The following is a 24,390-nucleotide window of genomic DNA, read 5'->3' on the forward strand; positions in this document are numbered from 1 at the left end:
CGACTACCATTGGCCCGTGAGCGTCTCCAAGGTCTTTACAGCGCGACTTTCCGCGTGCCCCGTCTTCGACGAGGACGGCGACCGCATCGGCAAGGTGCGCGACGTCATCGTCGAGTACCGCGCAGCGCACTCCCCGCGCGTCAACGGGCTCGTCGTCGAGACGAAGAGCAAGCGACTCATCTTCATCCCGATCCGTCAGGTCGAGTCGATCGGCTCGGGGCAGATCGTCGTGAGCGGTGAGATCGACTCGCGCCCGTTCGTGCAGCACGGGCAGGAGGTGCGTGTGCTCGCGGACCTCGCTGACCGCTCCGTGACCTTCAACGACGGGACGGCGACTGGCACCATCGAGGATGTCCAGATCGAGGAGGACGCGCAGGGGTACTGGAACGTGGGCCAGCTGTTCGTCCGCCTGCCTCGCAAGAGCAAGCAGCTCTTCGGCACCGGCCCGACGCGCTTCGCGACGTGGGACGAGGTCACTCCAGAGGTGACGCTCGGTGAGCAGCAGGCGGCGACCCAGTTCCTCACGGCTCACTCCGACATGAAGCCGAGCGACTTCGCGACAGCGCTCCTCGATCTGCCGGATGCACGCCTCAAGGAGGTCGTGAGCATGCTGCCGGACGAGCGGCTCGCGGATGTGCTCGAGGAGATGCGGGAGTCCGACCAGGTGACGATCATCGAGTGGCTCGATGAGGAGCATGCGGCTGACGTGCTCGACAAGATGCAGCCTGATGACGCCGCCGATCTCGTGGCCAAGCTGGACGCGGTCAAGAGCGAGGCGCTCCTGCAGCGAATGGACCCGGAGGAGGCGGAAGAGGTCCGCATGCTCCTCGAGTTCGCACCGGACACCGCTGGTGGTCTCATGACCACCGATCCCGTCATCCTCCCCGGGGACGCCACGGTGGCAGAGGCGCTCGTGCTGATCCGCCGGAAGGACCTCCCGGCTGCTCTCGCGACCAGTGTCTTCGTGACCCTCTCCCCCTACGAGCCGCCGACCGGCCGGTACCTCGGCCTCGTGCACTTCCAACGGCTCCTCAGATATCCGCCGCACGAGCGCCTCGACACCATCCTCGACCGCGAGATGGAGCCAGCGCCGACGACGATGCGCGACGCCGAGGTTGCTCGTGTGCTCGCGAGCTACGACCTCGTCGCGCTGCCCGTCATCGACGAGGCGCACCGCCTCGTCGGCGTCGTGACGATCGACGACGTCCTCGATCACCTCCTGCCAGAGGACTGGCGACAGGTCGACGCGGAAGGCGAGGTCGTGCCCAGCCGCGTCTCGCAGCGTGTCGGCACGAAGCGCGCCGTCACCGCCCCCGCGAACTCTCCAGTGGTCCGGAGGACTCATGGCACGTCGTGAAGACGATCTCGAGCGCCCGAAGGTCAAGGGCCTCCACCTCCGTCGGCCGCGCCCGAAGCCGAGGCGTGACGCTCGTGGAGACGACTCAGAGAACCGCGACCACGAGCGCAGCGATGCGTTCGGCCGCGGCATGGAGGCGTTCGCCCGAGCCATGGGCACCCCCGCCTTCCTCGTCGGTCTGTCGCTGTTCGTCATCTTCTGGGTCGTGTGGAACTCGATGGCACCCATAGAGCTGCGCTTCGACTCCGCCGACCTCGGCTTCATCGCCCTCACGCTCATGCTCTCGCTCCAGGCGTCCTACGCGGCCCCCATGCTGCTGCTCGCCCAGAACCGGCAGGATGACCGCGACCGCGTGCAGATCGCGCAGGACCGGCAGCGCGCCGAGCGCAACTCGGCCGACCTCGAGTACCTCGCGCGCGAGATCGTGGCATTGCGCGTCCTGACCAAGGATCTGGCCTCCAAGGACTTCATCCGGGCCGAGCTGCGCGCCCTGCTCGAGGACATCGAGGACCTCGATGATCCCGACGAGGAGGGCTCTGAGACCATCTCGCGCGAAGAGCAGCGGGTCAGCGACTCAGCGAGGCGACGTGCGGAAGCCATCCGGGACAGGAAGCGCGCGGCAAAGTCGGCAGAAGAGCAGGTGTGAGCGGCGTGACCGTCGCTGCGGACATCTGGGGCGCGCTCGGCGAGGTCAGCGACCCTGAGCTGCGTCGACCGCTGACCGAGCTCGGCATGATCGAGCGCGTCGACGAGCGCGGGGACGGGTCGTTCGAGGTCGAGCTCCGCCTCACGATCGTGGGCTGTCCTGCTGCCCGCCAGATCGAGCGGGACGTGCGATCTGCGATCGAGTCGGTCATCGACGGCGCGCCCTACGAGCTCGTGGTGGGCGTCATGACGCGCGAGCAGCGGACCGCGCTCACCGAACGGCTCCGCGGCTCGCGAGCCGGACGCGTGCATCCGTTCGGCAAGGACTCGCTGACGCGTGTCATCGCCGTGACGAGCGGCAAGGGCGGTGTCGGGAAGTCGACGGTGACGGCGAACCTCGCCGCGGCGTTCGCTCGACGCGGGCTCAGCGTGGGCCTCATCGACGCGGATGTGCACGGATACTCGATTCCGGGTCTCTTCGGGTTGGGTGAAGATGTCTCGCCCACTCGGGTCGGCGACATGATCGTGCCGCCTGAGGCGCACGGGGTCAGGCTCATCTCGATCGGCATGTTCCTCGGCGACGACGCGCAGGTGGTCGCGTGGCGCGGCCCGATGCTGCACCGCACGATCGAGCAGTTCCTCACCGACGTGTACTTCGGCGACCTCGACGTCCTGCTTCTCGACCTGCCGCCGGGAACCGGCGACATCGCCATCTCCCTCGGACAGCTGCTGCCGGGAGCCGAGGTCGTCGTCGTCACGACACCCCAGGCCGCGGCGGCCGAAGTCGCGTGGCGCTCGGGTGCGCTCGCCAGGAAGACCGGCCAGCGCGTCATCGGCGTCATCGAGACGATGTCGCCGTTCGCTTCGGCCGACGGTGAGCGTGTCGCGCTCTTCGGAGAGGGCGGCGGAAGGGCGGTCGCTGATCGTCTGAGCGAAGACGGCTCCCCCGTCGAGCTGCTCGCCGAAGTGCCCGTCAGCCAGTCTCTGCGCGAGTCCGGCGATGCAGGCACGCCCCTGCTCCGGCACGCACCGACCACTCCGGCGGGCATCGCCCTGCAGCAGGCGGCGGAAGCGCTGCTCACCCAGCCGAGGGGGCTCAGCGGGCGCAGGCTGCCCGTGTCGCTCGTCTAGACAGGGCTGGCAGACATGCAGCGCGCCCGACCGCGTGAGCGTCGAAGGGCGTCAGGATCAGGTCGCCTCGCCGTCGAAGGGCACGGGCCCGACCACGGCGGGAGCTGGAGCGGCGCCTGCTGCCCAGCTCGGTCGCGAAGCACCGCCGATCGCGGCGGCGGCTCCTCCAGCGGCCAGCGCCGCGGTGCTCGCAGCCGCTCCTGTCGAGGTCGGCTTCGCGACAGCAGGTTCAGGGGCCACGGGCTCGTCTTCAGCGAGGAGCGCGTCGCGGATGATGCGGCGGGGATCGTACTGTCTGGGGTCGAGCTTGCGCCAGTCGACGTCCGCGAAGTCGTCGCCCATCTCCTCTTTCATGCGCGACTTGGCGTTCGTGGACGCACCACGAAGCCACTTGACCGCATCAGCGAGACGCTCGGCAGCTTTCGGGAGCTTGTCGGGACCGATGATGAAGGCCGCGATAATGCCGATCAACAGCAATTTCTCAAACGTCAGCCCAAACACCGTCCCATCATAGGCTCTGGTCTGCGCCAACACGGCACTCGAGGGACGCCAGCTGGGACTCCCATTCGGGCCCCGAGGGCCAGGCCGACGCTAGTCTTGGAGAATGTCTGAACTGGAGCTCAGCTCGCGCTACATCAACGAGCGAATCGTGGACGATGCCCTCGTCCGGGATGCTCGTCAGCTGACGCTCGAACTCGGACTCCCGCTCCCCTCGGCGGCAGCCGCCGCCCACCTGACGTTCCTCGCCGCCGCCACCGGCGCATCCACGATCATCGAGATCGGCACCGGGGCGGGAGTACTGACCCACGCGGTCTGGCGCGGCGCGCCCGGCGCGACGATCACCTGCATCGATGCCGAGCCCGAGTACCTCGGCCACGCTCGTCGCCTGCTCATCTCGGCGGGTGCGCGAGGCGCGAGCCTCCGATTCATCACGGGCCACCCGCAGGACGTGCTCCCCCGCATGACGGAGGGCGGGTACGACCTCGTCGTCATCGGCGGCGACGTGGCGCACATCGGCGCTCACCTGCAGCACGGACTCCGGCTCATCCGCCCGGGCGGCACGATCGTGGCACTCGGCGCGCTCAATGGCGGCAAGGTGGCATCGCCGGCCCGCCGCGATGCGCTGACGAGCGGCCTCCGCGCGCTCTACGCCGAGTTCGACCTGCAAGACGACCTGCGGCTCTCACTCCTGCCTCTTGACGGCGGGATCCTGCAGCTCACGAAGCTGCGCTAGACAAGAGGACCCCGAGCAGGCACAGCAGACGAGCAGGCACAGCAGAAGGGCGCCGACCGAATGGTCGACGCCCTTCTGCTTCGTGCGGAACGGCTATTCGCCGACGACCGAGCTCAGCGCATCGCGAAGCTCGCGTGCTTCGTCGTCGTTGACGGACACCACGAGGCGCCCGCCACCCTCGAGGGGTACACGGACGATGATCAGCCGTGTTTCGCGGATGGCTTCCATAGGTCCGTCACCAGTACGCGGTTTCATCGCGGCCATAATTGCGCCTCCAAGATTTGTGCAGTGTCCTCCTAGTATCCCAAATTCGTGGACGGAGTGTGCATTCGGCCCTCCGGAATGTGAAAAGTCGTGTTCTGGATGCACGCAGACTTGCGGGGAATCGACGGGGGAACGACCAGAAGCGAGGTGTAGCGTCGAAAGGCGTTGGCGTCGACGACGCCTCCTGCTCTTGCCAGATGATCGAAAGGACTTTCCGTGGCTGAATACACGCTTCCCGACCTTCCATACGACTACGCGGCACTCGAGCCCCACATCTCAGCTCGCATCATGGAGCTGCACCACGACAAGCACCACGCGACGTACGTCAAGGGTGCGAACACGGCCCTCGAGCAGATCGCCGAGGCGCGAGACAGCGGCAACCTCGCGAACATCAACAAGCTCGAGAAGGACCTCGCCTTCAACCTCGGCGGGCACGTCAACCACAGCGTGTTCTGGACCAACCTCTCCCCCGAGGGCGGCGAGCCCGAGGGTGGCATCAAGGACGCCATCGACGAGCAGTTCGGCGGACTCGAAAAGTTCCAGGCGCAGTTCACCGCGGTGGCCCTCGGCGTCCAGGGTTCCGGCTGGGCGGTGCTCGGCTACGACCAGACCGGCGGCAACCTGACGACGTTCCAGCTGTTCGACCAGCAGGGCAACATCCCGTTCGGGGTCACGCCGCTCCTCCAGCTCGACGTGTGGGAGCACGCCTACTACCTCGACTACCAGAATGTCCGTGCCGACTACATCAAGGCGTTCTGGAACATCGTGAACTGGAAGAACGTCGGCGAGCGCCTCGACGCCGCACGCTCCTAGCTCAACCAGCGGGGCGACCCGCAGACGACGATTGCCGCATCCGTGCTGGATGCGGCGATCGCTGTCTGCGGGCTCGGGCGAGCAGGTCAGCCCTTGGCGACGGCGACGGCCCGCTCGAGGGCCGCGACGCACTGCCCGTCGGTCTCGCGCGTGATCGTCACGACGGTCCTGTCCTCGACGTAGTGGCAGATATCCGCATTGACCGTCTCTCCGTGCACGACGTCTTCGAGCTTGTAGACGGTGCCAGCCCCAAGCGGCTCTGACGCGTACGTGGAGGTCCCGAGACTCTGCCCCTCGGCCGAGCTCTCGAACTCGTCAAACGTCGAGGCCGCGTCGAAATCCTCGCTCGCGGGAATAGTCGCGATGTGCAGCGACGTCTCACGCCACTTCTGCTCGGCAGACTTCACCGGCGTCCAGCTGCAGACATTGTCACTTGCATCCCCGAGCTGGACGAACTCGTCCCCCTGCTGCCCGAAGAAGATGGACCGGAACGTCACGACCTCAGGAGCCAACAGCTCGCCTTTCATGGCCTCAGTGAACTGGTCGCACTGATCCGCTGAGTCGATCGAAGCGACAGCCCAAACCGCAGCGGGCTGCTCCGTCTCCTCGGGCGTCGCCGAGGAGGGAGCGGTGGGTGACGACGTGGTCGTGGGGCCCGCCTCCCCCGGTGTCGCCTGACACCCCGAAAGTGCCAGCATCCCGACCGCCGCGATTACTGCGATCCGCCCCGCCCCGAGTCGTTCCATGTCCTGCTCCCCTGTGTTCTGTCGACGCTGCTGCGTCGGCGCTGTTGCCTGCACTCAATGTAGGGGTTCACCAGGGTTTTCTATGCCGGAAACGATAACGCTCCGGCCACGGAACGGTGACGTTTTGGACCGGGCTAAGCCGGGGTCCAGTCACCCTCCACGGTGTACCAGCAGATGTACAGCCAGACCAGCTGGCCGACGAGCATGACGACGACCACACCGACCCGGTAGAGCGGTGACTTGGGGATGGCGACCGCGCCGAGGACGGGGAACATCGGCATGAGCAGACGGAAGGTGCTCGACTGCGGGAAGAACACGGCGAACAGGTATGTGAAGTAGCTGAGCAGCCAGATCCTGATCTCGATGCCGAGCCTTCGCATGACCGGGAGCGCGATGACGCCGAGCACGACGACGACGAACAGGACGACGATGATGGCACCGATCGGCTGCCCGAACCAGAACGTCGCACCGTGGAACCAGCCGGTGAATGGCACGAGCTCGATGGGGCCTGTGTAGTGGATGCGCCAGGCCAGCTCAGTGTCGATGTAGGCCGACGGAACGCCGGTGACGGCCCACGCGATGAGGAGCCAGCCGAAGCCGGCGAGCGCCGAGAGCAGACCGGCCGCCATGACCTTGATGACCTCCGGCTTCGGGAAGTCCTCCCGGCCCTTGGCATGCATCCACCAGCGAGCGAGGAAGTACAGGCCGAGCGCCATGGCCCACGCGAGCCCGGTCGGGCGGGTGAAGGACGCGATGACGATGACGGGGAGCATGACGAGCCACTGGCGCTTGATGAGCAGGTACAGCAGCAGCGCGACGAAGAAGTTCTGCGCGCTCTCCGCATAGCCGAGCTGCAGCAGCGGGCTCGTCGGCCCGATGCAGAAGAGCAGCGTCGCGAACGACGTCGTGCTCTTGTCGACGACCAGGGCCAGCGTTCGGTTGAAGACCCATGCCGCGCCGAACCCGAAGGCCGTCGCGACGAGCACCGACGCGATCTCCCAGGGGAGCGTCGTCACGAGCATCAGCGCGCGGACGAGCACGGGGTACACGGGCATGAACGCCCACGCGTTCTCGGTCACCTGCCCTACGTCGTTCCTCGGCAGGTCACTGGAGTAGCCGTACGGCCCCGTCGCGATGCGCTCGTACCAGGCGGAGTCCCAGAGGTTCGAGAAGGTCCACAGGTCGGGCTTGGCCGGCGACTGCCAGGTCTCCTGCTGCTGCGATGCGAACGCCAGCAGGAACGTGGTCGTCACGACGCGGGAGACGGCGAAGATGATGGCGACCTGCGCAAGCGGCGGCAGGCGATTCCAGTAGTAGGAGAAGTAGGTGGGTCGTGTGTCAGCGGCGACGGTGAAGTCGTCGCGGCCCGTCCTGGCTAGCGTGAGGTCAGCCACGTGCGCAGCCCCTCCTCGACGCGCGTGATCTCGGTCAGCAGCACCCGCTCGTCGTCCGCGTGCGCCTTCAACGGGTCGCCTGGGCCGTAGTTGACGGCCGGGATGCCCAGGGCCGAGAAGCGCGCCACGTCCGTCCACCCGTACTTCGGCTTGGCTTCCGCCCCTACCGCCTCCAGGAAGCCGCGGGCGAGCGGTGCGTCCAGTCCGGGACGAGCGGCGGGAGAGCGGTCCACGAAGTCGAGCTCGAAGTCGCCGAACCACTCTCGGAGCTTGGCCTCGGCCTCGTCGAGCGACTTGTCCGGAGCGAAGCGGTAGTTGACATGCACGACGCACTCGTCTGGGATGACGTTGCCGGCCACTCCCCCTGAGATGCGGACGGCGTTGAGCCCCTCCCGGTAGTCGAGCCCCTCGACGGGAACGGTGGCCGGCTCGAACGCTGCGAGCCTCGCGAGGATCGGCGCCGCCCTGTGGATGGCGTTCTCGCCCACCCAGGCGCGCGCGGAGTGCGCGCGCTTGCCTCTCGTGCGGATGTCGACGCGGATCGTGCCGTTGCAGCCACCCTCGACCTCCCCCTTCGTGGGTTCGCCGAGGATCGCGAAGTCCGCCGCAAGCAGGTCGGGTCGCGCATCGGCGAGCCGACCGAGGCCGTTGAGGTCCGAGGCGACCTCTTCGTTGTCGTACCAGATCCAGGTGACGTCGACGGCGGGTTCCGTGAGCTCTGCCGCGAGCCGCAGCTGCACGGCGACACCCGCCTTCATGTCGACGGTGCCGCGCCCCCAGAGGTACTCGCCGGCCGGCGTGCCCGGCACGTCCGCGGCCGCCTGCTCGGGCGTCAGCACCTCGCTGCGGGTCGGGAGGTTCTCGTTGATCGGAACCGTGTCGATGTGCCCGGCGATCGCGACCCGCTGCGTGCGACCAAGCGACGTGCGCGCGACGATCGTGTTGCCGAGCCGGAGCACTTCGAGATGCTCGAACGGCGAGAGCGCCGCCTCGATCGTGTCGGCGATCGCCGCCTCGTCGCCGGACACCGACGGGATGTCGCACAGCAGCCTCGTGAGTTCGGTCGAAGGTCGCGTCAGATCGATGGCGTCGGCGCTCGCGAGAGAAGACATGCGCTCAAGCCTAAGTCCTCCACCGGAACGGGCCCGCTCGTGCCCGCGCGAGCCCTTCGCTGGGTAGCCTGGAGCCATGACCAACGATGCACCAACCTCCAACGACCCGCGGACCGCGTGGGGCGACGGCCTCGCCACCATCACGAACGACGGACAGGTGCTCGACGCCTGGTTCCCGACACCCGCGCTCGGCGCCCTGCCAGAGGGCCGAGACCCGCACATCTCGCCCGCGAGCTTCGCCGCCCTCGCCTACGATGACGAGCGTCGCCAGGTCCAGGTCAGCCCCGTCACGGTGACCGTGGAGCTGGACGGTCCCGTCGAGAGCGTCGTCGATGCCTACCTGCGCCTGCACCTCCTGAGCCACCTCATCGTCGAGCCCAACAGCATCAATCTCGACGGCATCTTCGGCCACCTGCCGACCAACGCGTGGACCAACGTCGGGCCCATGCGCCCCGAGCTCGCGGCGAGCTCGCGCGCAGGCCTCCAGCGTGAGGGCATCCAGGTCTACGCCGTCGACAAGTTCCCGCGCCTCCTCGACTACGTCATGCCGGCGGATGTGCGCATCGCGGACGGCGGACGGGTGCGGCTCGGCGCTCACCTCGCCCCGGGGACGGTCGTCATGCACGAGGGCTTCGTCAACTTCAACGCGGGCACGCTCGGCCGTTCCATGGTCGAGGGCCGCGTCTCCCAGGGCGTCGTCCTCGGCGCCGGCAGCGACATCGGCGGCGGCGCATCGATCATGGGCACGCTCTCGGGCGGCGGCAAGGAGCGCATCCGAATCGGCGAGCGCGCACTGCTGGGCGCGAACTCCGGCATTGGCATCTCGCTTGGCGACGACTCGATCGTCGAGGCCGGCCTGTACGTCACGGCCGGCACGAAGGTCTCCCTCATCGGCGTGAGCGACCCCGATGGTCAGATCGGCGAGCCCCGCTCGGTGAAGGCCGCCGAGCTCTCCGGTGTGCCCAACCTGCTGTTCCGTCGCAACTCGCTCAACGGCGCCGTCGAGGCTCTGGCCCGCACGGGGGCTGGCATCCAGCTCAACGACGCGCTGCACGCCTAGCGGCAACCCCCGCAACCCGGAGACGAAACAACACTCCCCGCTGGCCACCTGTCGTGCGGCTCGAGCGGGGAGTGTCTTGTTCGTTCAGCGTAGAGCGCGAGCCGCCGGATCGGAAGCCCTCTCAGGGGTTTCCAGGTTCCGGCGGCTCTCTCTTTTCGTCGCGCGGCCAGCTTCAGAGAAGCTGGAAGCCGCGGTTCTCCGGGTAGTGCCGCTCCGGCTCCCCCGTGTACAGCTGCTGCGGGCGACCGATCTTCGTCTTGGCGTCGGCGTTGGCCTCACGCCAGTGCGCGAGCCAGCCGGGCAGCCGGCCGATGGCGAAGAGCACCGTGAACATGCGCGTGGGGAACCCCATGGCCTTGTAGATGAGGCCCGTGTAGAAGTCGACGTTCGGGTAGAGGCTGCGCTCCTTGAAGTAGTCGTCGTTGAGCGCGACCTGCTCGAGCTGCGTGGCGAGCTCCAGGAGCGGGTCGTTGACGCCGAGGGCGGCGAGCACCTCGTCGGCGGACTCCTTGACGAGCTTCGCGCGCGGGTCGTAGCTCTTGTAGACGCGGTGCCCGAAGCCCATGAGGCGGACGCCGTCTTCCTTGTTCTTCACGCGCTCGACGAAGCGGTCGACGCCCTCGCCCGATTCCTGGATCTGCGCGAGCATCTTCAGGACTGCCTCGTTCGCGCCACCGTGCAGCGGGCCGTTGAGCGCGCTGATGCCGGCTGAGATCGAAGAGTACATGTTCGCCTCGGTCGACCCGACGAGGCGGACCGTCGACGTCGACGCGTTCTGCTCGTGGTCGGCGTGCAGGATGAGGAGGCGCTCGAGCGCCTTCGAGAGCACTGGGTTGACCTCATACGGCTCGGCGAGGTTGCCGAAGTTGAGCTTGAGGAAGTTGTCGACGAAGTCGAGCGAGTTGTCCGGGTACAGGAAGGCCTGGCCGATGCTCTTCTTGTGCGCATAGGCGGCGATGACCGGGATCTTCGCGAGGAGGCGGATGGTCGACTGCTCGACCATCTCGGGGTTGTGGACGTCGAGCGAGTCCTCGTAGTAGGTCGAGAGCGCGTTGACCGCGCTGGAGAGCACCGACATGGGGTGAGCGTGCGGCGGCAGTGCCGTGAAGAAGCGCTTGAGGTCCTCGTGCAGGAGGGTGTGATGACGGATGCGATCCGTGAAGCTCTCGTACTCGGACTCGGTGGGGAGCTGACCGTAGAGGAGCAGGTAGGCGACTTCGAGGAAGCTCGACTTGGAGGCGAGCTCCTCGATCGGATAGCCGCGGTAACGCAGGATGCCGTTGGCACCATCGATGTACGTGATGGCGGACTTGGTCGACGACGTGTTGACGAAGCCCTGGTCGAGCGTCGTGTATCCCGTCTGCTTCATGAACGTCGAGATGTCGACCGCGTCAGCGCCTTCGGTGGCGCGCAGGACTGGGAACTCCGCGGTCCTGTCGCCGATCCTGAAGGTGGCCGAGTCCGCCTCGTGCTGGTGGGCCTCAGCCTGCTTGTGCTGTTCAGTCACAGATCCTCCTCGAGCGAGTGGGGGATGCTCCCCGGCGAGCACGCAGAACGCGCAGTGTCCTCATAGCCTAATCGGTCGACAAGGTGACTATGCGAATCCACAATGAAACCCGCGATGTGCTGTCTGTTGTCTACTGCGCGTGTACCGATTGGTCAGCATTGGCCGCAATCAGGCGCCGAGCGGCCTCAGCGATCTGCGCATCGGTGGCCGTGAGTGAGATGCGGACGTACCGGGCTCCGGCGTCGCCGTAGAAGACGCCCGGCCCGCCGATGATGCCCAGATCGGCGAGCGCGCCGATCGTGGTCCACGAGTCATGTCCTGTCGTGCCCCAGAGGTAGAGCCCCGCCTCGCTGTGCTCGATGCGCAGCCCCCAGGACTGCAGGGCCGGCAGCAGCACCTCGCGGCGTCGGCGGTAGCGGTGGTACTGCTCCCTGGCGTGCTCGTCATCGCCGAGCGCCGTCGCGACCGCCGCCTGCACAGGAGCCGGCACGATGAGGCCGGCATGCTTGCGCGCGACGAGGAGTCTCTCGATCAGCGAGGCATCACCAGCGATGTACGCCGCTCGGTATCCGGCGAGGTTCGAGCGCTTCGACAGCGAGGAGCAGGCGAGGATGTTCGTCAGGTCACCACCGGTGACCCGATCGTCGAGGATGCTCGGGATGCGCTCCCCCGACCATTCACCCCAGCCGAGTTCGGCGTAGCACTCGTCGTTCACGATGATGGCACCCAGCTCCCGCGCACGTTCGACCGCGGCCCCGAGCTCGTCGACGCCGAGGACGCGTCCGTCCGGATTGCCGGGGCTGTTCAGCCAGATGAGCTTCGTCGACGCGGGCCAGGAAGCCGGGTCGTCCCCTGAGAACCCCACCGCCCCAGCGAAGACGGCGCCGATCTCGTACGTGGGGTAGGCGCGTGCCGGGTAGACGACGGTGTCGCCTGCACCGAGGCGCAGGAAGAACGCCGCCGTGGCGACGAACTCCTTCGAGCCCACCGTGAGCATCGTGTTCGCTCGCCCGAGCCCCGTGACACCCCGGCTCCTGGCGAACCACTCGACCACTGCATCCCGCGCCTCAGGGGTGCCGATGGTCGTCGGGTAGGAGTGCGCGTCGGCGTGCTCGCGCAGCGCCGTCCGCACGATCTCGGGAGTCGGGTCGACCGGCGAGCCGATCGACAGGTCCACGGCGCCGTCAGGATGCGACTTCGCTCGTTCGACGTACGGCGCGAGGTTGTCCCACGGATAGTCGGGAAGCTCACCCAGCGTCACGCGCCGTCCCCCTGGGGGTCGAGCGCCGCGATGAGGGGGTGGTCGTGATGGATGACGCCCACCTTGGCCGCGCCTCCCGGGGAGCCGATCTCGCTGAAGAAGTCGACGTTCGCGGTGTAGTACTCGCTCCACTCGTCGGGCAGGTCATCTTCGTAGTAGATGGCCTCGACGGGGCACACGGGCTCACAGGCCCCGCAGTCGACGCATTCGTCCGGATGGATGTAGAGCATCCGGTCGCCCTCGTAGATGCAGTCGACGGGGCACTCGTCGATGCAGGCCCGGTCTTTCACGTCGACACAGGGAAGGGCGATGACGTAGGTCACTTGGGTGACTCCTCCAAGTTCGTGGGCGATCTCCCATCGTACTCGTCGCGGACGGGCGTCGTTCGCGCCCGACGGCTCGGGAGCTGCGGCCAGAATGCGCAGGCCGCCGCGATGAGCGATGCGAGCGCCAGCCACGCGAGGCCGAATGCGTCCCCGACGACGACGACGCTGGACCCGGGGTTCCAGAGTCCGAGGGCGCCGACCGCCGCGACGATGCCGGCCGCGAAGCCCGTGGTCATCCACCGGTCGACGAGGTACATGCGGAGGCCGATGCCGAGGCACAGGATGCAGGCGAGTCCGAGCACGATACCGACCCAGAGCGTGGTGTCGAAGAGCTCGACGCGACCGCGGTGCAGGAACGTCGTGACCGTGCCGACGATGAGGCCGAAAAGCGCGTAGAGCAGCGCCCCGAGGATTCGCTCCCCGGTTCGCTGCTCTCCGGCAGGCTGTTCGATGACTTCCGTCATACGACCTTAATCTTCACTGCGAACCGTGCGAGTTCGCACGTTCGACTACTGCTTCTTGGCGCGCGACGTGGCACGTGCACGTGCGTTGCCGTCGAGGAGCAGCTTGCGGATGCGGATCTTCTCGGGCGTGACCTCGACGCACTCGTCTTCGCGAGCGAACTCGAGGCACTCCTCGAGCGTGAGCTGGCGCGACGGGGTCATCGACTCGAACGTGTCCGCGTTGGCGGAACGCATGTTCGTGAGCTTCTTCTCCTTGGTCACGTTGACGTCCATGTCGTCGGCGCGCGAGTTCTCGCCGATGACCATGCCCTCGTAGACCTCTTCGGTCGGCTGCACGAAGAACGACATGCGCTCCTGCAGGGCGATCATCGCGAACGGCGTCGCCACTCCGGCGCGGTCGGCGACGATCGAGCCCGACGTGCGGGTCGTGATCGGGCCGGCCCATGGCTCGTAGCCGTGCGAGATGGCGTTGGCGATACCGGTGCCGCGTGTGCTGGTCATGAACTCGCTGCGGAAGCCGATGAGGCCACGCGACGGGATGACGAACTCCATGCGCACCCAGCCGGTGCCGTGGTTCGACATGGACTCCATGCGGCCCTTGCGCGCGGCGAGGAGCTGCGTGATGGCACCGAGGTGCTCCTCTGGCGAGTCGATCGTGAGGTGCTCGTACGGCTCGTGCGTCTTGCCGTCGACGATCTTCGTGACGACCTGCGGCTTGCCGGCGGTCAGCTCGAAGCCTTCGCGACGCATGTTCTCGATGAGGACGGAGAGCGCGAGCTCGCCACGGCCCTGGACTTCCCAGGCGTCCGGGCGGCCGATGTCGAGGACACGGATCGAGACGTTGCCGATGAGCTCGCGGTCGAGACGGTCCTTGACCATGCGCGAGGTGAGCTTGTGGCCCTTGACCTTGCCCATGATGGGCGAGGTGTTCGTGCCGATCGTCATCGAGATGGCCGGCTCGTCGACCGTGATGCCGGGGAGCGGGCGGATGTCCTCGGGGTCGGCGATCGTCTCGCCGATCATGATCTCGGGGATGCCGGCGACGGCGACGATGTCACCGGGGCCCGCGGAGTCGGTGGGGACGCGGTCGAGCGCCTTCGTCTCGAGCAGCTCCGTGATGCGCACGTTGTGCACCGAGCCGTCGTTCTTGACCCAGGCCACGTTCTGGCCCTTCTTGAGCGTGCCGTTGAAGACGCGCAGCAGAGCGAGACGCCCGAGGAACGGCGAGCTGTCCAGGTTCGTCACGTGCGCCTGCAGCGGCGCCTCCGGGTCGAAGGCGGGCGGCTGGATGTGCTTGAGGATCGTCTCGAAGAGGGGCTCGAGGTCGTCGTTGTCCGGCAGCTCGCCGTCAGCGGGCTGGTTGTGCGAAGCGGCACCGGCACGCCCGGAGGCGTAGAGGACGGGCAGGTCGAGCAGCGCGTCGATGTCGAGATCCGGTGCCTCGTCGGCCATGTCGGAGGCGAGGCCGAGAAGCAGGTCCTGGCTCTCGGCGACGACCTCGTCGATGCGGGCATCGGGACGGTCGGTCTTGTTGACGCAGAGGATGACGGGCAGGTTCGCGGCGAGCGCCTTGCGGAGCACGAAGCGAGTCTGCGGGAGGGGACCCTCGGACGCGTCGACGAGCAGGACGACGCCGTCGACCATCGACAGGCCGCGCTCGACCTCACCGCCGAAGTCGGCGTGGCCGGGGGTGTCGATCACGTTGATCGTGATCGGGCCATCCGTGGCGTGCTTCCCCTTGTACGAGATCGCCGTGTTCTTGGCGAGGATGGTGATGCCCTTTTCACGCTCGAGGTCGTTCGAGTCCATGACTCGGGCCTCGGTCGAGTTGCTGTCGTGCTCGCCAAACGAGCCCGTCTGCTTCAGCATGGCGTCGACGAGGGTCGTCTTGCCGTGGTCGACGTGCGCCACGATGGCGACGTTACGGAGTTCAGAACGGTGGGCGACAGGCACAGCAGTCATTCAGGGGTGCTTTCATTTGAGAAAAGGGCAGTTCATCCTACGTCACGGAGGGCACGCCTCCCGACCAGCGTGAGATGGGCCTCACGCTGGTCGAAGTTTCTACCGGGTCACTGCCCGGATTCGCGCTCCTCGGCTTCCGCCCGCAGCACGTTCTCCTGCTGCTCGCTCGGCGCGTCGGAGACCACGATGTCGTCGCCGAGCACCTCGTTCGTTACCGCAGCGGCCGTCGCCCGCTTGAGCGCGGCGCGCTCCTCGCGACGCATCGCCTGCTCGTCAGGGTCGGGAACCGGCACGGCAGCGACGAGGCGCTGCGTGTACGGATCCTGGGGTGCGCGCAGGATCTGGTCCGTCGGCCCCTGCTCCACGATCTTGCCGTGGTTCATGACGATCACGCGGTTGGCGAGCTGGTCCACGACGGCGAGGTCGTGGGTCACGAAGAGCACCGCGAACTGCAGGCGCTGCTGGATCTCGACGAGCAGCTCCAGCACGCGCTTCTGCACCGAGACGTCCAGTGCCGACGTCGGCTCGTCGGCGACGAGGAGCTTCGGCTCGAGCGCAAGGGCTCGAGCGATGCCGATGCGCTGACGCTGGCCGCCGGAGAGCTCGTTCGGGTAGCGGTTGCGGAAGGAACGGGGCAGCTCGACCTGGTCGAGCAGCTCGCCGACGCGGGCCTCGATCTCGGCCTTCGTGAGCTTCTTCTCGAGGATGAGCGGCTCGGCGATCGACTGCCCGACGGGCCAGCGGGGGTTGAGCGACGAGCCCGGGTCCTGGAAGACGATGCCGATGTCGCGGCGCACCTTCGCGAGGTCCTGCCGGGAGACGCCGTTGAGCTCGACGCCGTTGAGCTTCATGGAGCCAGCCGCGACCGGCAGCAGGCCGACGACCGCTCGCGCGACCGTGGTCTTGCCGGAGCCGGACTCGCCGACGACGCTGACGATCTCGCCAGGGTAGATCTCGAACGTCGCGTCCTCGACCGCCTTGAACGCTGGGACGCGCCCCTGCTTCGGGTACTCGATGTCGGCGTTCTGCACGACGAGAGCCGGCTCGCCCGTGAACTCGCGCGCGTCCAGCCCGCTCGCCTCCCCCGTGCCGAGGTGCGGCACGGCGTCGAGCAGCGTCTTCGTGTAGGCATGCTGCGGGTTCTTGAAGATCTCGCGCACCGTGCCGCGCTCGACGATCTCTCCACCCTTCATGACGATCACGTTGTCGGCGATGTCGGCGACGACGCCCATGTCGTGCGTGATGATGACGATGGCCGAGTTCAGGCGCTCGTGGAGTGAGCGCATGAGCTCCAGGATCTCGGCCTGGATCGTCACGTCGAGCGCTGTCGTCGGCTCATCCGCGATGAGGAGGTCGGGGTCGCAGCTCAGGGACTGCGCGATCATGGCGCGCTGGCGCTGGCCGCCGGAGAGCTGATGCGGGTACGAGTCGAACGCCTTGGCCGGGTTCGGCATCTCCACGAGGCGAAGCAGCTCGAGCGCACGCTCGCGCGCATCGTTCGGCGTCATCGTCGGGTTGTGGATGCGCAGGGCCTCGGAGATCTGGAATCCGATCGTGAGCACGGGGTTGAGCGCGGTCATCGGCTCCTGGAAGATGACCGCGATGTCATTGCCACGCGCGCGACGAAGCGTCGACTGCGGGGCGCCGATGAGCTCGGTGCCGTTGAGCTTCGCGCTCCCGGACGTGCGCCCGTTCTTCGGGAGCAGGTCAAGCAGCGTCATCGACGACACCGACTTGCCGGAGCCGGACTCGCCCACGATGGCGAGCACCTCGCCCGGCCGGACCACGTAGTTGATGTCCTTCGCGGCGGGGACCCAGTCTCCGCCGACCCAGAACTCGACGCTCAGGTCCTGCACCTCGAGGATGGGCGTCGTGTCGTCTTTGCGTGAAGTCGTGCTCATGAGCGTGCCTCCCGGTGGGCTGCGGTCGAAGTGCGTGGAGTCTGAGGTGCGAGCGGACCGACTGCCGGTCCGCTCACCGCGGTGGGACGGGATTCGTCTGCGACACTTGGCTCGTGTCCGAGCGAACAGTTCTCCGCCCCCGCATGGGTCTTGTCGTCTACGGCGTCATCACCGCCATGGCGCTGGTCGCCGTCATCTCCGTGGCGGTGACGCCCGGTGCCGGCCGCCACCTGCTCTCGGTGCTGCCGCTGCCCATCCTGGCGCTCGGCGTCGGGTGGATCACCCTCGTGAGCCCGAGCGTCGTCTTCACCGATGATGCGCTCGAGGTGAACAACCCCCTCAAGAAGACGGTCGTGCCATACGGCCACATCGAGCTGGTCGAGACGACGCGCGGCTTCACCGTCACCACGCCGGAGGGCAAGGTCAGCGCGTGGGCCGCTCCCCCGCCCGACCGGCTCAGCGCTGAGCGAATGGACCCGCGCGACCCGCTCCTGTGGAAGGATCCTCGCCGACTCACCGACGAGTCGCAGAGCATCCGCACGAGCGCCGCTCCCGGCACGTACTCGGGAGACGCGGCCGTGAACCTCACGCACCGCAGGGCCCAGCAGCAGCGTGAGGCCGGAGCCCCGCTCGCCCCGGTCGTGCGCACGCAGAACGTGGCGAACACGGTGGTGCTGATCACCACCCTGCTGGTCGTCGGCGCGCTCTTCGCGTTCTAGCCCCACAGGGGCCAGCGACCCGGCGCGCTCTGCGACGAGGACCGTCACGCATCCGCCTTGCTCAAGTCGCGGTCAGCCGCGTCGCCCTTGGTCGGACGGCCGTCGCGCGAGGTGAGCGTGCGCCACATGCGCGACCAGGTGCCGTTGCCCGGGATCTTGCGCTGACGCGGGTCGAAGGCGTCTCGCAGGCCGTCGCCGATGAAGTTGATGCACAGGGCGATCGCCACGATGAAGGCGCCGGGGAACCAGAACAGCCACGGACGGGTGGCGAACGCGCCCTGGTACTCCTGCACGATCTGGCCGAGCGACACGTCGGGCGGCTGGATGCCGAAGCCCAAGAACGAGAGGTTCGCCTCGAGGATGATGGCGGCGCTCATCAGCAGGGTCGTCGAGACGATCACCACGCCGAGAGCGTTCGGCAGGATGTGGCGGAAGATGATGCGCCGGCCGGAGGCGCCGGCGACGCGCGCAGCGTCCACGAACTCGCGCTCGCGAAGGGTGAGGAACTCGCCGCGAACCAGGCGGGCGAGGGACATCCAGCCGACGAGGCCGAGGACGACGGCGAGCGAGACGGCGCCGTAGGCCCGGAGCACCTCGTTCTGTCCAGCGAGCTGTCCGAGGACGGCCGCGAAGACGAGCGTCGGGATGACGAGGAAGAGGTCGGTGACGCGCATGAGCACGTTGTCGACCCAACCGCGGTAGTAGCCCGCGATGCCGCCGACGATGATGCCGATGACCGCTGCGAGGATGCCGTAGATGAACATGACCGTCAGCGACTGCTGCGTGCCGCGCATGACGCGGGCGAAGATGTCGCGGCCGATCTCGTCCTGACCGAACGGATGCGAGCCCCAGTCGAAGAGGCTCACGAAGGTCGGATTGCCGCCGTTCACGATCGGCGCGATGGAGTTCCAGTCGTAGGCCCACCAGCCCGAGACCTGGATCTGCGTGAACTTGCCCTCGGAGAAGTCCCACCACGGCACGACGATGCCGACGGACGTGAAGACGAGCAGCACGATGACCAGGAGGACGGCGGTGGACACCATGGCACCCGTGTGGCGCACGAAGCGCCGCCACACGATCTGGCCCTGGCTGAGGCCGATGGTCTCACGTTGCTCGATGGTCAGCTCGTCGCCGGGGCCGTGAGGCTGCGGGGCGGTGATCTCGGTGAAGTTCGGAGTCGTCATAGCTCAGCCCTCTCTCAGCTCAGGCGGATTCGCGGGTCGAGAACGGAGTACAGGATGTCGGCGATCAGGTTGAAGATCACGGTGAGCGCCGCGGTCACGAGGATGTAGCCCATGAGCGGGTTCAGGTCGACGTTGCGCAGCGACTCGGAGAAGATCGATCCCATCGCGCGCCAGCCGAAGATCTGCTCGGTGACGATCGCTCCCGAGATGATGGCGCCGACGTCGGCGGCCACGATCGTGGTGATCGGGATGAGCGAGTTGCGCAGCGCGTGGCGCATGACCACGGTGCGCTCGGGGAGGCCCTTCGCGCGTGCCGTGCGGACGTAGTCCTGGTTCATGATCTCGAGCAGGCTGGAGCGCGAGTAGCGGCTGTAGCTCGCGATGGAGATGACCATGATGGCGATCGTCGGCAGCAGGAGGTGCGTGAAGCCGTCCAGCATCTGCAGCCAGATCGACGGGTCGGAGCCGAGCTGCGGGCTGGATGCTCCGACGGTCGCGATCGGACGGCCGCCGGTCTGGTCGTAGTAGCCGGACCAGGTCTGCATGACGCGGTCGATGACGAGCAGCAGCGACACGACGAAGCCGACGATGGCGGCGTTGCTCGCCACGTTGCGCTTGTCGAGGCCTCCGAAGTACTTGCCGACGAACCAGGCGATGACCGTGAAGACCACGATGAGGGCGATGGGGAACCAGGCGCCGATCTCGTTGGTCATCGCGAACTGCAGCGGGTACCAGAGCGCTCCCCCGACGACCGCGACGGCACCGGTGACGATGAGGTTGCGACGGTGCGAGAGGCCCACCGTGAGCGCGGCGGTCAGCAGCACCGTGGCGAGGCCGAGCACGATGATGAGCACCGTGCCGAGCCCGGGGTTGCGGAACCAGTCGAGCAGCTCCATCCCGAACAGGATCGCGATCGTGCCGACGGCACCAGCACCGAACACGGTGGCGCGCGTCTTTGCGGGCCCTCCGATGATCGACATGAAGATGAAGCCCATGATCACGCCGATGAGCACCAGCAGCGGTATCGGTATCTCGGGGTCCTGCAGGAAGTCGTTGAAGCCGATGGCCATGTACTGCTTGAGCAGCACGGCCACGAAGAAGATCGGCAGCGAGTACGTGAGGAACGACAGGAACGTGACCGTGTAGTCGTAGCCGGAGTACTGGCGGAGGGCGGTCGTCACACCGACGGCGACGCCGATGACGACGGCGATGAGCGTCGCGGCCGTGACGAGCTGCAGGGTCTGGCCGACCGCCGAGGCGATGAGCGGGCCGACGTCCTGGTTGGCGATGTTCACGCCCATGGAGAAGTTGTTGCCGAGGAAGCCGAACAGGCCGTTCGGGTCGTCGAAGGTCGGGATGAAGAACCCGAGGATGCCGCCGAGCCACAGGAAGAAGCGGGCGGGGGCTGGCACATCCAGTTGCAGGAGCTCCACGCGCGCGGCGATGAGCTGCTCCTTGTTGGGAGCCGTGGACTCCAAGATGTCCGCGAGCGGGTCCTTCGAGATCGCGACGAGGTTGTACACGATGAAGAGCGCGCCCAGCAGGATGAAGATCGACACGAAGAGGCGTCGGAGGGTGAATCTCAGCACAGATGGGTCCTGTTCTGGAAGGGGCATTCGGCCGGGGATGTGGCCGTGAACAGACGAGGCGGGAGTCCCGCAGTCGAGAAGACTACGGTACTCCCGCCGTCGCTAGATCTGACCGCGCAGCGGTCAGCGCGTCGAGAGCTCGACGCTGGTGTGACTACTCAGCGGCTTCCACGGGTGCCCACTCCCAGGCGTTCCAGAAGTACTGGGGAGAGAGGAACCCGGGCTTGACGTTCGCGACCTCGTCGCTCCAGGCGACGACACCGGGGAACTGGAAGATCGGCACGGACCACGAGTTTTCCATGATGATCTTCTCGGCCTCGACGAGCTTGCCCTGAGCCTCGGCTGGGTCGATCGTGACGTCGACGTCCTTGAGGATCTGGTCGAGCTCGGGGTCGCTCCAGCCGTAGTAGTTGTTGATGCCGCCCGTGATGTAGTTCGGGGACGGCTCGCCGACACCGAGACCCTCGGACTGCCATCCGAAGAGGGCAGCGTCGTAGGCGTCGGTCTGCGTCGTGAGCACGGTGGACCAGTCCTCGGCGCTCGCGTCGACGATCGTGAAGCCGGCCTTCTCGGCCGAGGCCTTGATGAGCTGCAGCTCCTGCTGACGACGCGGGTTGGTGGATGCCGTCATGAAGCGGACGGAGGGGTTGGCCACGCCAGCCTGCGCGAGGAGGCCCTTGGCCTCTTCGATGGCAGCGTCGTCGCCCGAGTAGCGGGAGACGCCGCTGTCGGCGACCGACTCCTCGTAGCCGTCGGCGCCGGGAAGGAACACGAGCGAGTCGCGCGTGGTCGCATCCGGGGCGATCGGCGTGATGAGCTTCTCGACGATCTCCTGACGCGGGATCGTGAGGAGGAAGGCCTCGCGGATCTGCTGGGCCTTGGCCTCGTCGCCACCGTACGTGGCTGGGTCGAAGACACCGCCGTTGGCGACCTGGAGGTCGACGTGCTCGTAGGTGCCCTCGAGCGAGGACTCCCACTCGATGCCCTCGGTGGCCTCGAGCTGCTGCAGGAGGTCGGTCGTCGGCTGACCGGAGACGATCTGGACCTCACCGTTCTGGAGCGCCTGCACCTGTGCCTGCGGGTCCGGGATGAAGCGGATCGTGATGGTCTCGTAGTGCGGCAGCGGGCCCCACGTGTAGTCCTCGCGGGCCGTGAGCGTCACGTACTGGTTCTCGACCAGATCCGTGATCGTGTACGGGCCGTTGGAGAGGGTCTTCTGCGGCTCCTCCGGCATCGACGTGTAGTCGTAGCCGGTGCGGTAGGCGGAGGCGACCTTGCTCAGGAACTCGCTGTTGTTGTCGTTGACCGCGGTGATGAAGGCATCCTTCGCGGCCTGCGCGTCGTCGTACTCACCCGGGTAGGCGAGCTGGACGGTGCCGTGTGCCGAGATCGCCGTCGTGTCCGGCGCAAACATGGTCTTCCAGTCGGCGTACGGCTGGTCGTAGACGACCGTGAACGACTTGTTGTCGTCGGCGAGCGTCGGAGCCTGCGAGGCGAGGTCGAGCTGCAGACCGGGTGCCGGGTCGGTTCCCCAGTAGACACCGGCGTCCGCGGCCGCGTCGATCGCGTCCTGGTTCGTGACGTTGCCCTCGTCGTCGTACTCGGCCTCTGGCACCTCGCCCGCTTCGCGGTGCGTGGTGTTGGCGGCCCAGGTGAGCAGCAGGTCGGCGCCGTCGAACGGCGTGCCATCGCTCCAGGTGACCGCGTCGTTGACCGTGTACTTGATGGTCAGCGGGTCGGTCGAGACCTCTTCGACCGTGCCGAACTCGGTGTTCTCCACGAGCTCGGGGGTCGGGTCGTAGTCGATGAAGCCATCAGACGTGACGTGGACGATGTTGGCGTTCGCCGCGGCGTTGTTGGCCGAGGTGTTCACGTTGAACGCGAAGAACGGGTCGTTCCATGCAACCGTGATGGCGGAGCCACCGACGATCTCCGGATCGCGATTCGGGGCAGAGCAGCCAGCGAGAACCAACGCGCTTGTGGCGACGACGGCTCCCACGGCGATAACTCGTGATGTCCTCATAGGACCTCCTTGGGGAAACAGGGGCTGTGAACGTCGAACATCCACGAACTCTGTGAATTATCGACAAATACCCGTTGAACCTACGCCCCCTCGCGCGAGGGGTTTCACCAATTCAGGGGATCGTTACTCACACGAAACGGGTCTTGTTCAACTCTTACAAGCCGTTCGCCGTTCGTAGACTGCGGACATGTCACATTCGCGCATTGACGTTACGGTCAGCCAGGGTCCGGAGGAACTGGACCGCTCCGCGCGCGCGCGGCTGCGCTGGGAGATCTGGATCGTCCTGGCCCTCGCGATCATCCCGTCGAGCCTGTACGCGATCATCTCCCTCGCGGATCGTGCGACGCGCGCTACCGCACTCGCCGACCAGACGACGACGCTGAACGCTTCCCGCGACGCGCGGCCACTGTTCGACGCGCTCCTACAGCTCTCGAGCATCCTCACCGACCTCGTACCCGTCGCTCTGGTGATCTGGCTGCTCTGGACGCCCACCGTCTCGGGCTTCCGGAAGCTGGGCCTGGACACGAGGCAGCCCCTCGGCGACCTCGGGCAGGGCCTTCTGCTAGCCGCCTGCGTCGGCGTGCCCGGCATCGTCTTCTACCTCGCGACCAGGGCACTCGGGCTCACGCTCTCCGTCGAGGCGAGCGCGCAGGAGATCACGTGGTGGACCGTGATCCTGCTCCTGCTCGCGGCGCTGCGTGCCGCGCTTCTGGAGGAGATCGTCGTCGTCGGGTATCTCGCGACCCGCCTGCGCGAGCTGGGGTGGGCGACCTGGCAGATCATCGTCGCGTCCTCGCTCCTCCGCGGCTCCTACCACCTGTATCAGGGCCCCGGAATGGCGCTCGGCAACGTCGCCATGGGCGTGCTGCTCTCCTGGTGGTTCCTCCGCAAGGGGCGCGTGGGCGGCCTCGTCGTCGCGCACTTCATCCTCGACGCCGTCTCGTTCCTCGGCTATCCCCTCGCCGCGGCGCTCCTCCCGCAGCTCTTCACCTGAGACCGGTCACGTCGCGGAGCCCTCAGACGGTGAGATTCACGAACCGGAACGACTGGTCGCCGTACTCCCAGACCACGTCGAAGCGCTCCTTCGGAACGTCGAACACGACGTACCCGGACTCTGCGCCGACCCCGTACTCGCGCTGCTGCACGGAGCTCCCGATGCAGTCGTCCGCGAGCGAGGCCCCCAGCTTCGAGTCGCCGTTCTTCTCGAACAGGCGAAGGCTGTCGAAGGCGAACACGGGCGCGAACGCACCCTCCTCATCCTCGGCGCTGAGCGCCCCGTATCCCTCGACCTGCAGCTGGATCGCGACGTAGCTGCCGCCGGCTTTCGGAGCTTCCTCTTCGAGACACCGCACGTCGAAGGCCACACCCGCGATGGTGAAGCGGCCGACGGGTTCGCCACTCGCGCCGAGCACCGTCGCCCACTGGCCCCTCGTGAACCTGAGCTCGCCGTCGACAGGCTTCGGGTTCTCGTTCTCCGCGACTCGTGGCGCGGCCACGACCTGCACGTTGATCGGGGTGACCGTCGGCGTCGGCGTCTGGGTGACGCCCGGGGTGGCGATGACGGCCACCGCATCAGCGGATTCGCGCGTCGCGGCCACCGGCGGAACGCACGCCGCGAGCAGCAGCGACGCACCGAGCGCCGACGCCAGGAGGAGGCCGCGGACACCCCGTGGCCGCCACCCGCCGGAGAGCCTCACC

General features: G+C 67.2%; 23 protein-coding genes. 8 read left to right on the forward strand and 15 right to left on the reverse strand.

The genetic code is table 11. The features are described 5' to 3' along the window. Positions 1-16: 16 nt before the first annotated feature. Genes C5B97_RS12270 through C5B97_RS12280 form a run of 3 tightly spaced genes read left to right on the forward strand, consistent with a single transcriptional unit; the run spans position 17 to position 3,133 of the window. Positions 17-1,357, forward strand: a complete 1,341-nt coding sequence (locus C5B97_RS12270) for a CBS domain-containing protein (RefSeq protein WP_104312612.1) — start codon at positions 17-19, stop codon at positions 1,355-1,357. Beyond that, the gene (locus C5B97_RS12275) at positions 1,344-2,003 is read left to right on the forward strand and encodes a DUF1003 domain-containing protein (RefSeq protein ID WP_104312291.1); all 660 of its coding nucleotides are present in this window, start codon (positions 1,344-1,346) and stop codon (positions 2,001-2,003) included. Before C5B97_RS12270 ends, C5B97_RS12275 begins: the two co-directional genes overlap by 14 nt. Positions 2,004-2,008: 5 nt before the next feature. Continuing rightward, the gene (locus tag C5B97_RS12280; protein ID WP_258068204.1) at positions 2,009-3,133 is read left to right on the forward strand and encodes an Mrp/NBP35 family ATP-binding protein; all 1,125 of its coding nucleotides are present in this window, start codon (positions 2,009-2,011) and stop codon (positions 3,131-3,133) included. A gap of 57 nt (positions 3,134-3,190) precedes the next feature. On the opposite strand, the gene C5B97_RS12285 is transcribed toward C5B97_RS12280, so the two are convergent. Further along, complete coding sequence (locus C5B97_RS12285; protein ID WP_104312292.1) at positions 3,191-3,634, reverse strand: Sec-independent protein translocase TatB; 444 nt, start codon at positions 3,632-3,634, stop codon at positions 3,191-3,193. A 103-nt stretch (positions 3,635-3,737) separates the two neighbouring features. Between C5B97_RS12285 and C5B97_RS12290 the strand changes: the two genes are divergently transcribed. Further along, on the forward strand, positions 3,738-4,367 hold the full coding sequence (locus C5B97_RS12290) for an O-methyltransferase (RefSeq protein ID WP_104312293.1): 630 nt from the start codon (positions 3,738-3,740) through the stop codon (positions 4,365-4,367). 93 nt (positions 4,368-4,460) lie between these two features. On the opposite strand, the gene C5B97_RS12295 is transcribed toward C5B97_RS12290, so the two are convergent. Beyond that, the gene (locus C5B97_RS12295; protein WP_104253630.1) at positions 4,461-4,631 is read right to left on the reverse strand and encodes a DUF3117 domain-containing protein; all 171 of its coding nucleotides are present in this window, start codon (positions 4,629-4,631) and stop codon (positions 4,461-4,463) included. A gap of 216 nt (positions 4,632-4,847) precedes the next feature. Here C5B97_RS12295 and C5B97_RS12300 point away from each other — a divergent pair, with 216 nt between their 5' ends. Then, the gene (locus tag C5B97_RS12300) at positions 4,848-5,444 is read left to right on the forward strand and encodes a superoxide dismutase (protein WP_104253631.1); all 597 of its coding nucleotides are present in this window, start codon (positions 4,848-4,850) and stop codon (positions 5,442-5,444) included. Positions 5,445-5,530: 86 nt separating this feature from the next. Here the strand turns inward: C5B97_RS12300 and C5B97_RS12305 are convergent, their stop codons facing one another. The 3 genes from C5B97_RS12305 to dapE form a co-directional block, all read right to left on the reverse strand. After that, the gene (locus tag C5B97_RS12305) at positions 5,531-5,971 is read right to left on the reverse strand and encodes a hypothetical protein (protein WP_146080810.1); all 441 of its coding nucleotides are present in this window, start codon (positions 5,969-5,971) and stop codon (positions 5,531-5,533) included. 353 nt (positions 5,972-6,324) lie between these two features. Next, complete coding sequence (locus tag C5B97_RS12310; RefSeq protein ID WP_104312295.1) at positions 6,325-7,584, reverse strand: hypothetical protein; 1,260 nt, start codon at positions 7,582-7,584, stop codon at positions 6,325-6,327. Continuing rightward, positions 7,566-8,696, reverse strand: coding sequence for a succinyl-diaminopimelate desuccinylase (gene dapE / locus C5B97_RS12315; protein ID WP_104312296.1), 1,131 nt, complete (start codon positions 8,694-8,696; stop codon positions 7,566-7,568). Before dapE ends, C5B97_RS12310 begins: the two co-directional genes overlap by 19 nt. Before the next feature lie 76 nt (positions 8,697-8,772). Between dapE and dapD the strand changes: the two genes are divergently transcribed. Continuing rightward, positions 8,773-9,756, forward strand: a complete 984-nt coding sequence (gene dapD, locus C5B97_RS12320) for a 2,3,4,5-tetrahydropyridine-2,6-dicarboxylate N-succinyltransferase (RefSeq protein ID WP_104312297.1) — start codon at positions 8,773-8,775, stop codon at positions 9,754-9,756. Positions 9,757-9,928: 172 nt separating this feature from the next. Here the strand turns inward: dapD and C5B97_RS12325 are convergent, their stop codons facing one another. The 6 genes from C5B97_RS12325 to C5B97_RS12350 all read right to left on the reverse strand — a co-directional run bounded on the left by C5B97_RS12325 (position 9,929) and on the right by C5B97_RS12350 (position 17,177). Next, on the reverse strand, positions 9,929-11,200 hold the full coding sequence (locus tag C5B97_RS12325) for a citrate synthase (protein WP_258068274.1): 1,272 nt from the start codon (positions 11,198-11,200) through the stop codon (positions 9,929-9,931). 193 nt (positions 11,201-11,393) lie between these two features. Next, entirely contained in the window at positions 11,394-12,524 is a 1,131-nt protein-coding gene (gene dapC / locus C5B97_RS12330; protein WP_104312299.1) for a succinyldiaminopimelate transaminase, read from the reverse strand. After that, positions 12,521-12,847, reverse strand: coding sequence for a ferredoxin (gene fdxA, locus C5B97_RS12335; protein ID WP_104253637.1), 327 nt, complete (start codon positions 12,845-12,847; stop codon positions 12,521-12,523). The genes dapC and fdxA overlap by 4 nt, the downstream gene beginning before the upstream one ends. Then, positions 12,844-13,314 (reverse strand): hypothetical protein, encoded by a 471-nt coding sequence (locus tag C5B97_RS12340; protein WP_104312300.1) that lies wholly within the window; start codon positions 13,312-13,314, stop codon positions 12,844-12,846. The genes fdxA and C5B97_RS12340 overlap by 4 nt, the downstream gene beginning before the upstream one ends. A 45-nt stretch (positions 13,315-13,359) precedes the next feature. Then, positions 13,360-15,276 carry a translational GTPase TypA gene (gene typA / locus C5B97_RS12345; RefSeq protein ID WP_179556474.1) on the reverse strand — a complete coding sequence of 639 codons (1,917 nt, stop codon included), beginning with the start codon at positions 15,274-15,276 and terminating at the stop codon, positions 13,360-13,362. A gap of 107 nt (positions 15,277-15,383) precedes the next feature. Beyond that, positions 15,384-17,177 carry an ABC transporter ATP-binding protein gene (locus C5B97_RS12350; RefSeq protein ID WP_104312301.1) on the reverse strand — a complete coding sequence of 598 codons (1,794 nt, stop codon included), beginning with the start codon at positions 17,175-17,177 and terminating at the stop codon, positions 15,384-15,386. Positions 17,178-17,290: 113 nt separating this feature from the next. Here C5B97_RS12350 and C5B97_RS12355 point away from each other — a divergent pair, with 113 nt between their 5' ends. Further along, complete coding sequence (locus tag C5B97_RS12355; RefSeq protein ID WP_146080811.1) at positions 17,291-17,896, forward strand: hypothetical protein; 606 nt, start codon at positions 17,291-17,293, stop codon at positions 17,894-17,896. Between the two features lie 44 nt (positions 17,897-17,940). Here C5B97_RS12355 and C5B97_RS12360 read toward each other — a convergent pair whose 3' ends face one another. The 3 genes from C5B97_RS12360 to C5B97_RS12370 form a co-directional block, all read right to left on the reverse strand. Further along, a complete protein-coding gene (locus C5B97_RS12360) occupies positions 17,941-19,080 on the reverse strand; it encodes an ABC transporter permease (RefSeq protein WP_104312303.1) in 1,140 nt (379 codons plus the stop codon). Positions 19,081-19,094: 14 nt separating this feature from the next. Beyond that, entirely contained in the window at positions 19,095-20,669 is a 1,575-nt protein-coding gene (locus tag C5B97_RS12365) for an ABC transporter permease (protein WP_104312304.1), read from the reverse strand. Between the two features lie 154 nt (positions 20,670-20,823). Beyond that, positions 20,824-22,692 carry an ABC transporter family substrate-binding protein gene (locus tag C5B97_RS12370; protein WP_104312305.1) on the reverse strand — a complete coding sequence of 623 codons (1,869 nt, stop codon included), beginning with the start codon at positions 22,690-22,692 and terminating at the stop codon, positions 20,824-20,826. A gap of 187 nt (positions 22,693-22,879) precedes the next feature. Here C5B97_RS12370 and C5B97_RS12375 point away from each other — a divergent pair, with 187 nt between their 5' ends. Next, positions 22,880-23,686, forward strand: a complete 807-nt coding sequence (locus C5B97_RS12375; RefSeq protein WP_104312306.1) for a CPBP family intramembrane glutamic endopeptidase — start codon at positions 22,880-22,882, stop codon at positions 23,684-23,686. Positions 23,687-23,708: 22 nt separating this feature from the next. On the opposite strand, the gene C5B97_RS12380 is transcribed toward C5B97_RS12375, so the two are convergent. After that, the gene (locus C5B97_RS12380; RefSeq protein WP_104312307.1) at positions 23,709-24,389 is read right to left on the reverse strand and encodes a hypothetical protein; all 681 of its coding nucleotides are present in this window, start codon (positions 24,387-24,389) and stop codon (positions 23,709-23,711) included. Between the last annotated feature and the right edge of the window lies 1 nt (position 24,390).

The organism is Pseudoclavibacter sp. RFBB5 (assembly GCF_002931555.1).
In the GTDB taxonomy this organism is placed as follows: Bacteria; Actinomycetota; Actinomycetes; order Actinomycetales; family Microbacteriaceae; genus Pseudoclavibacter.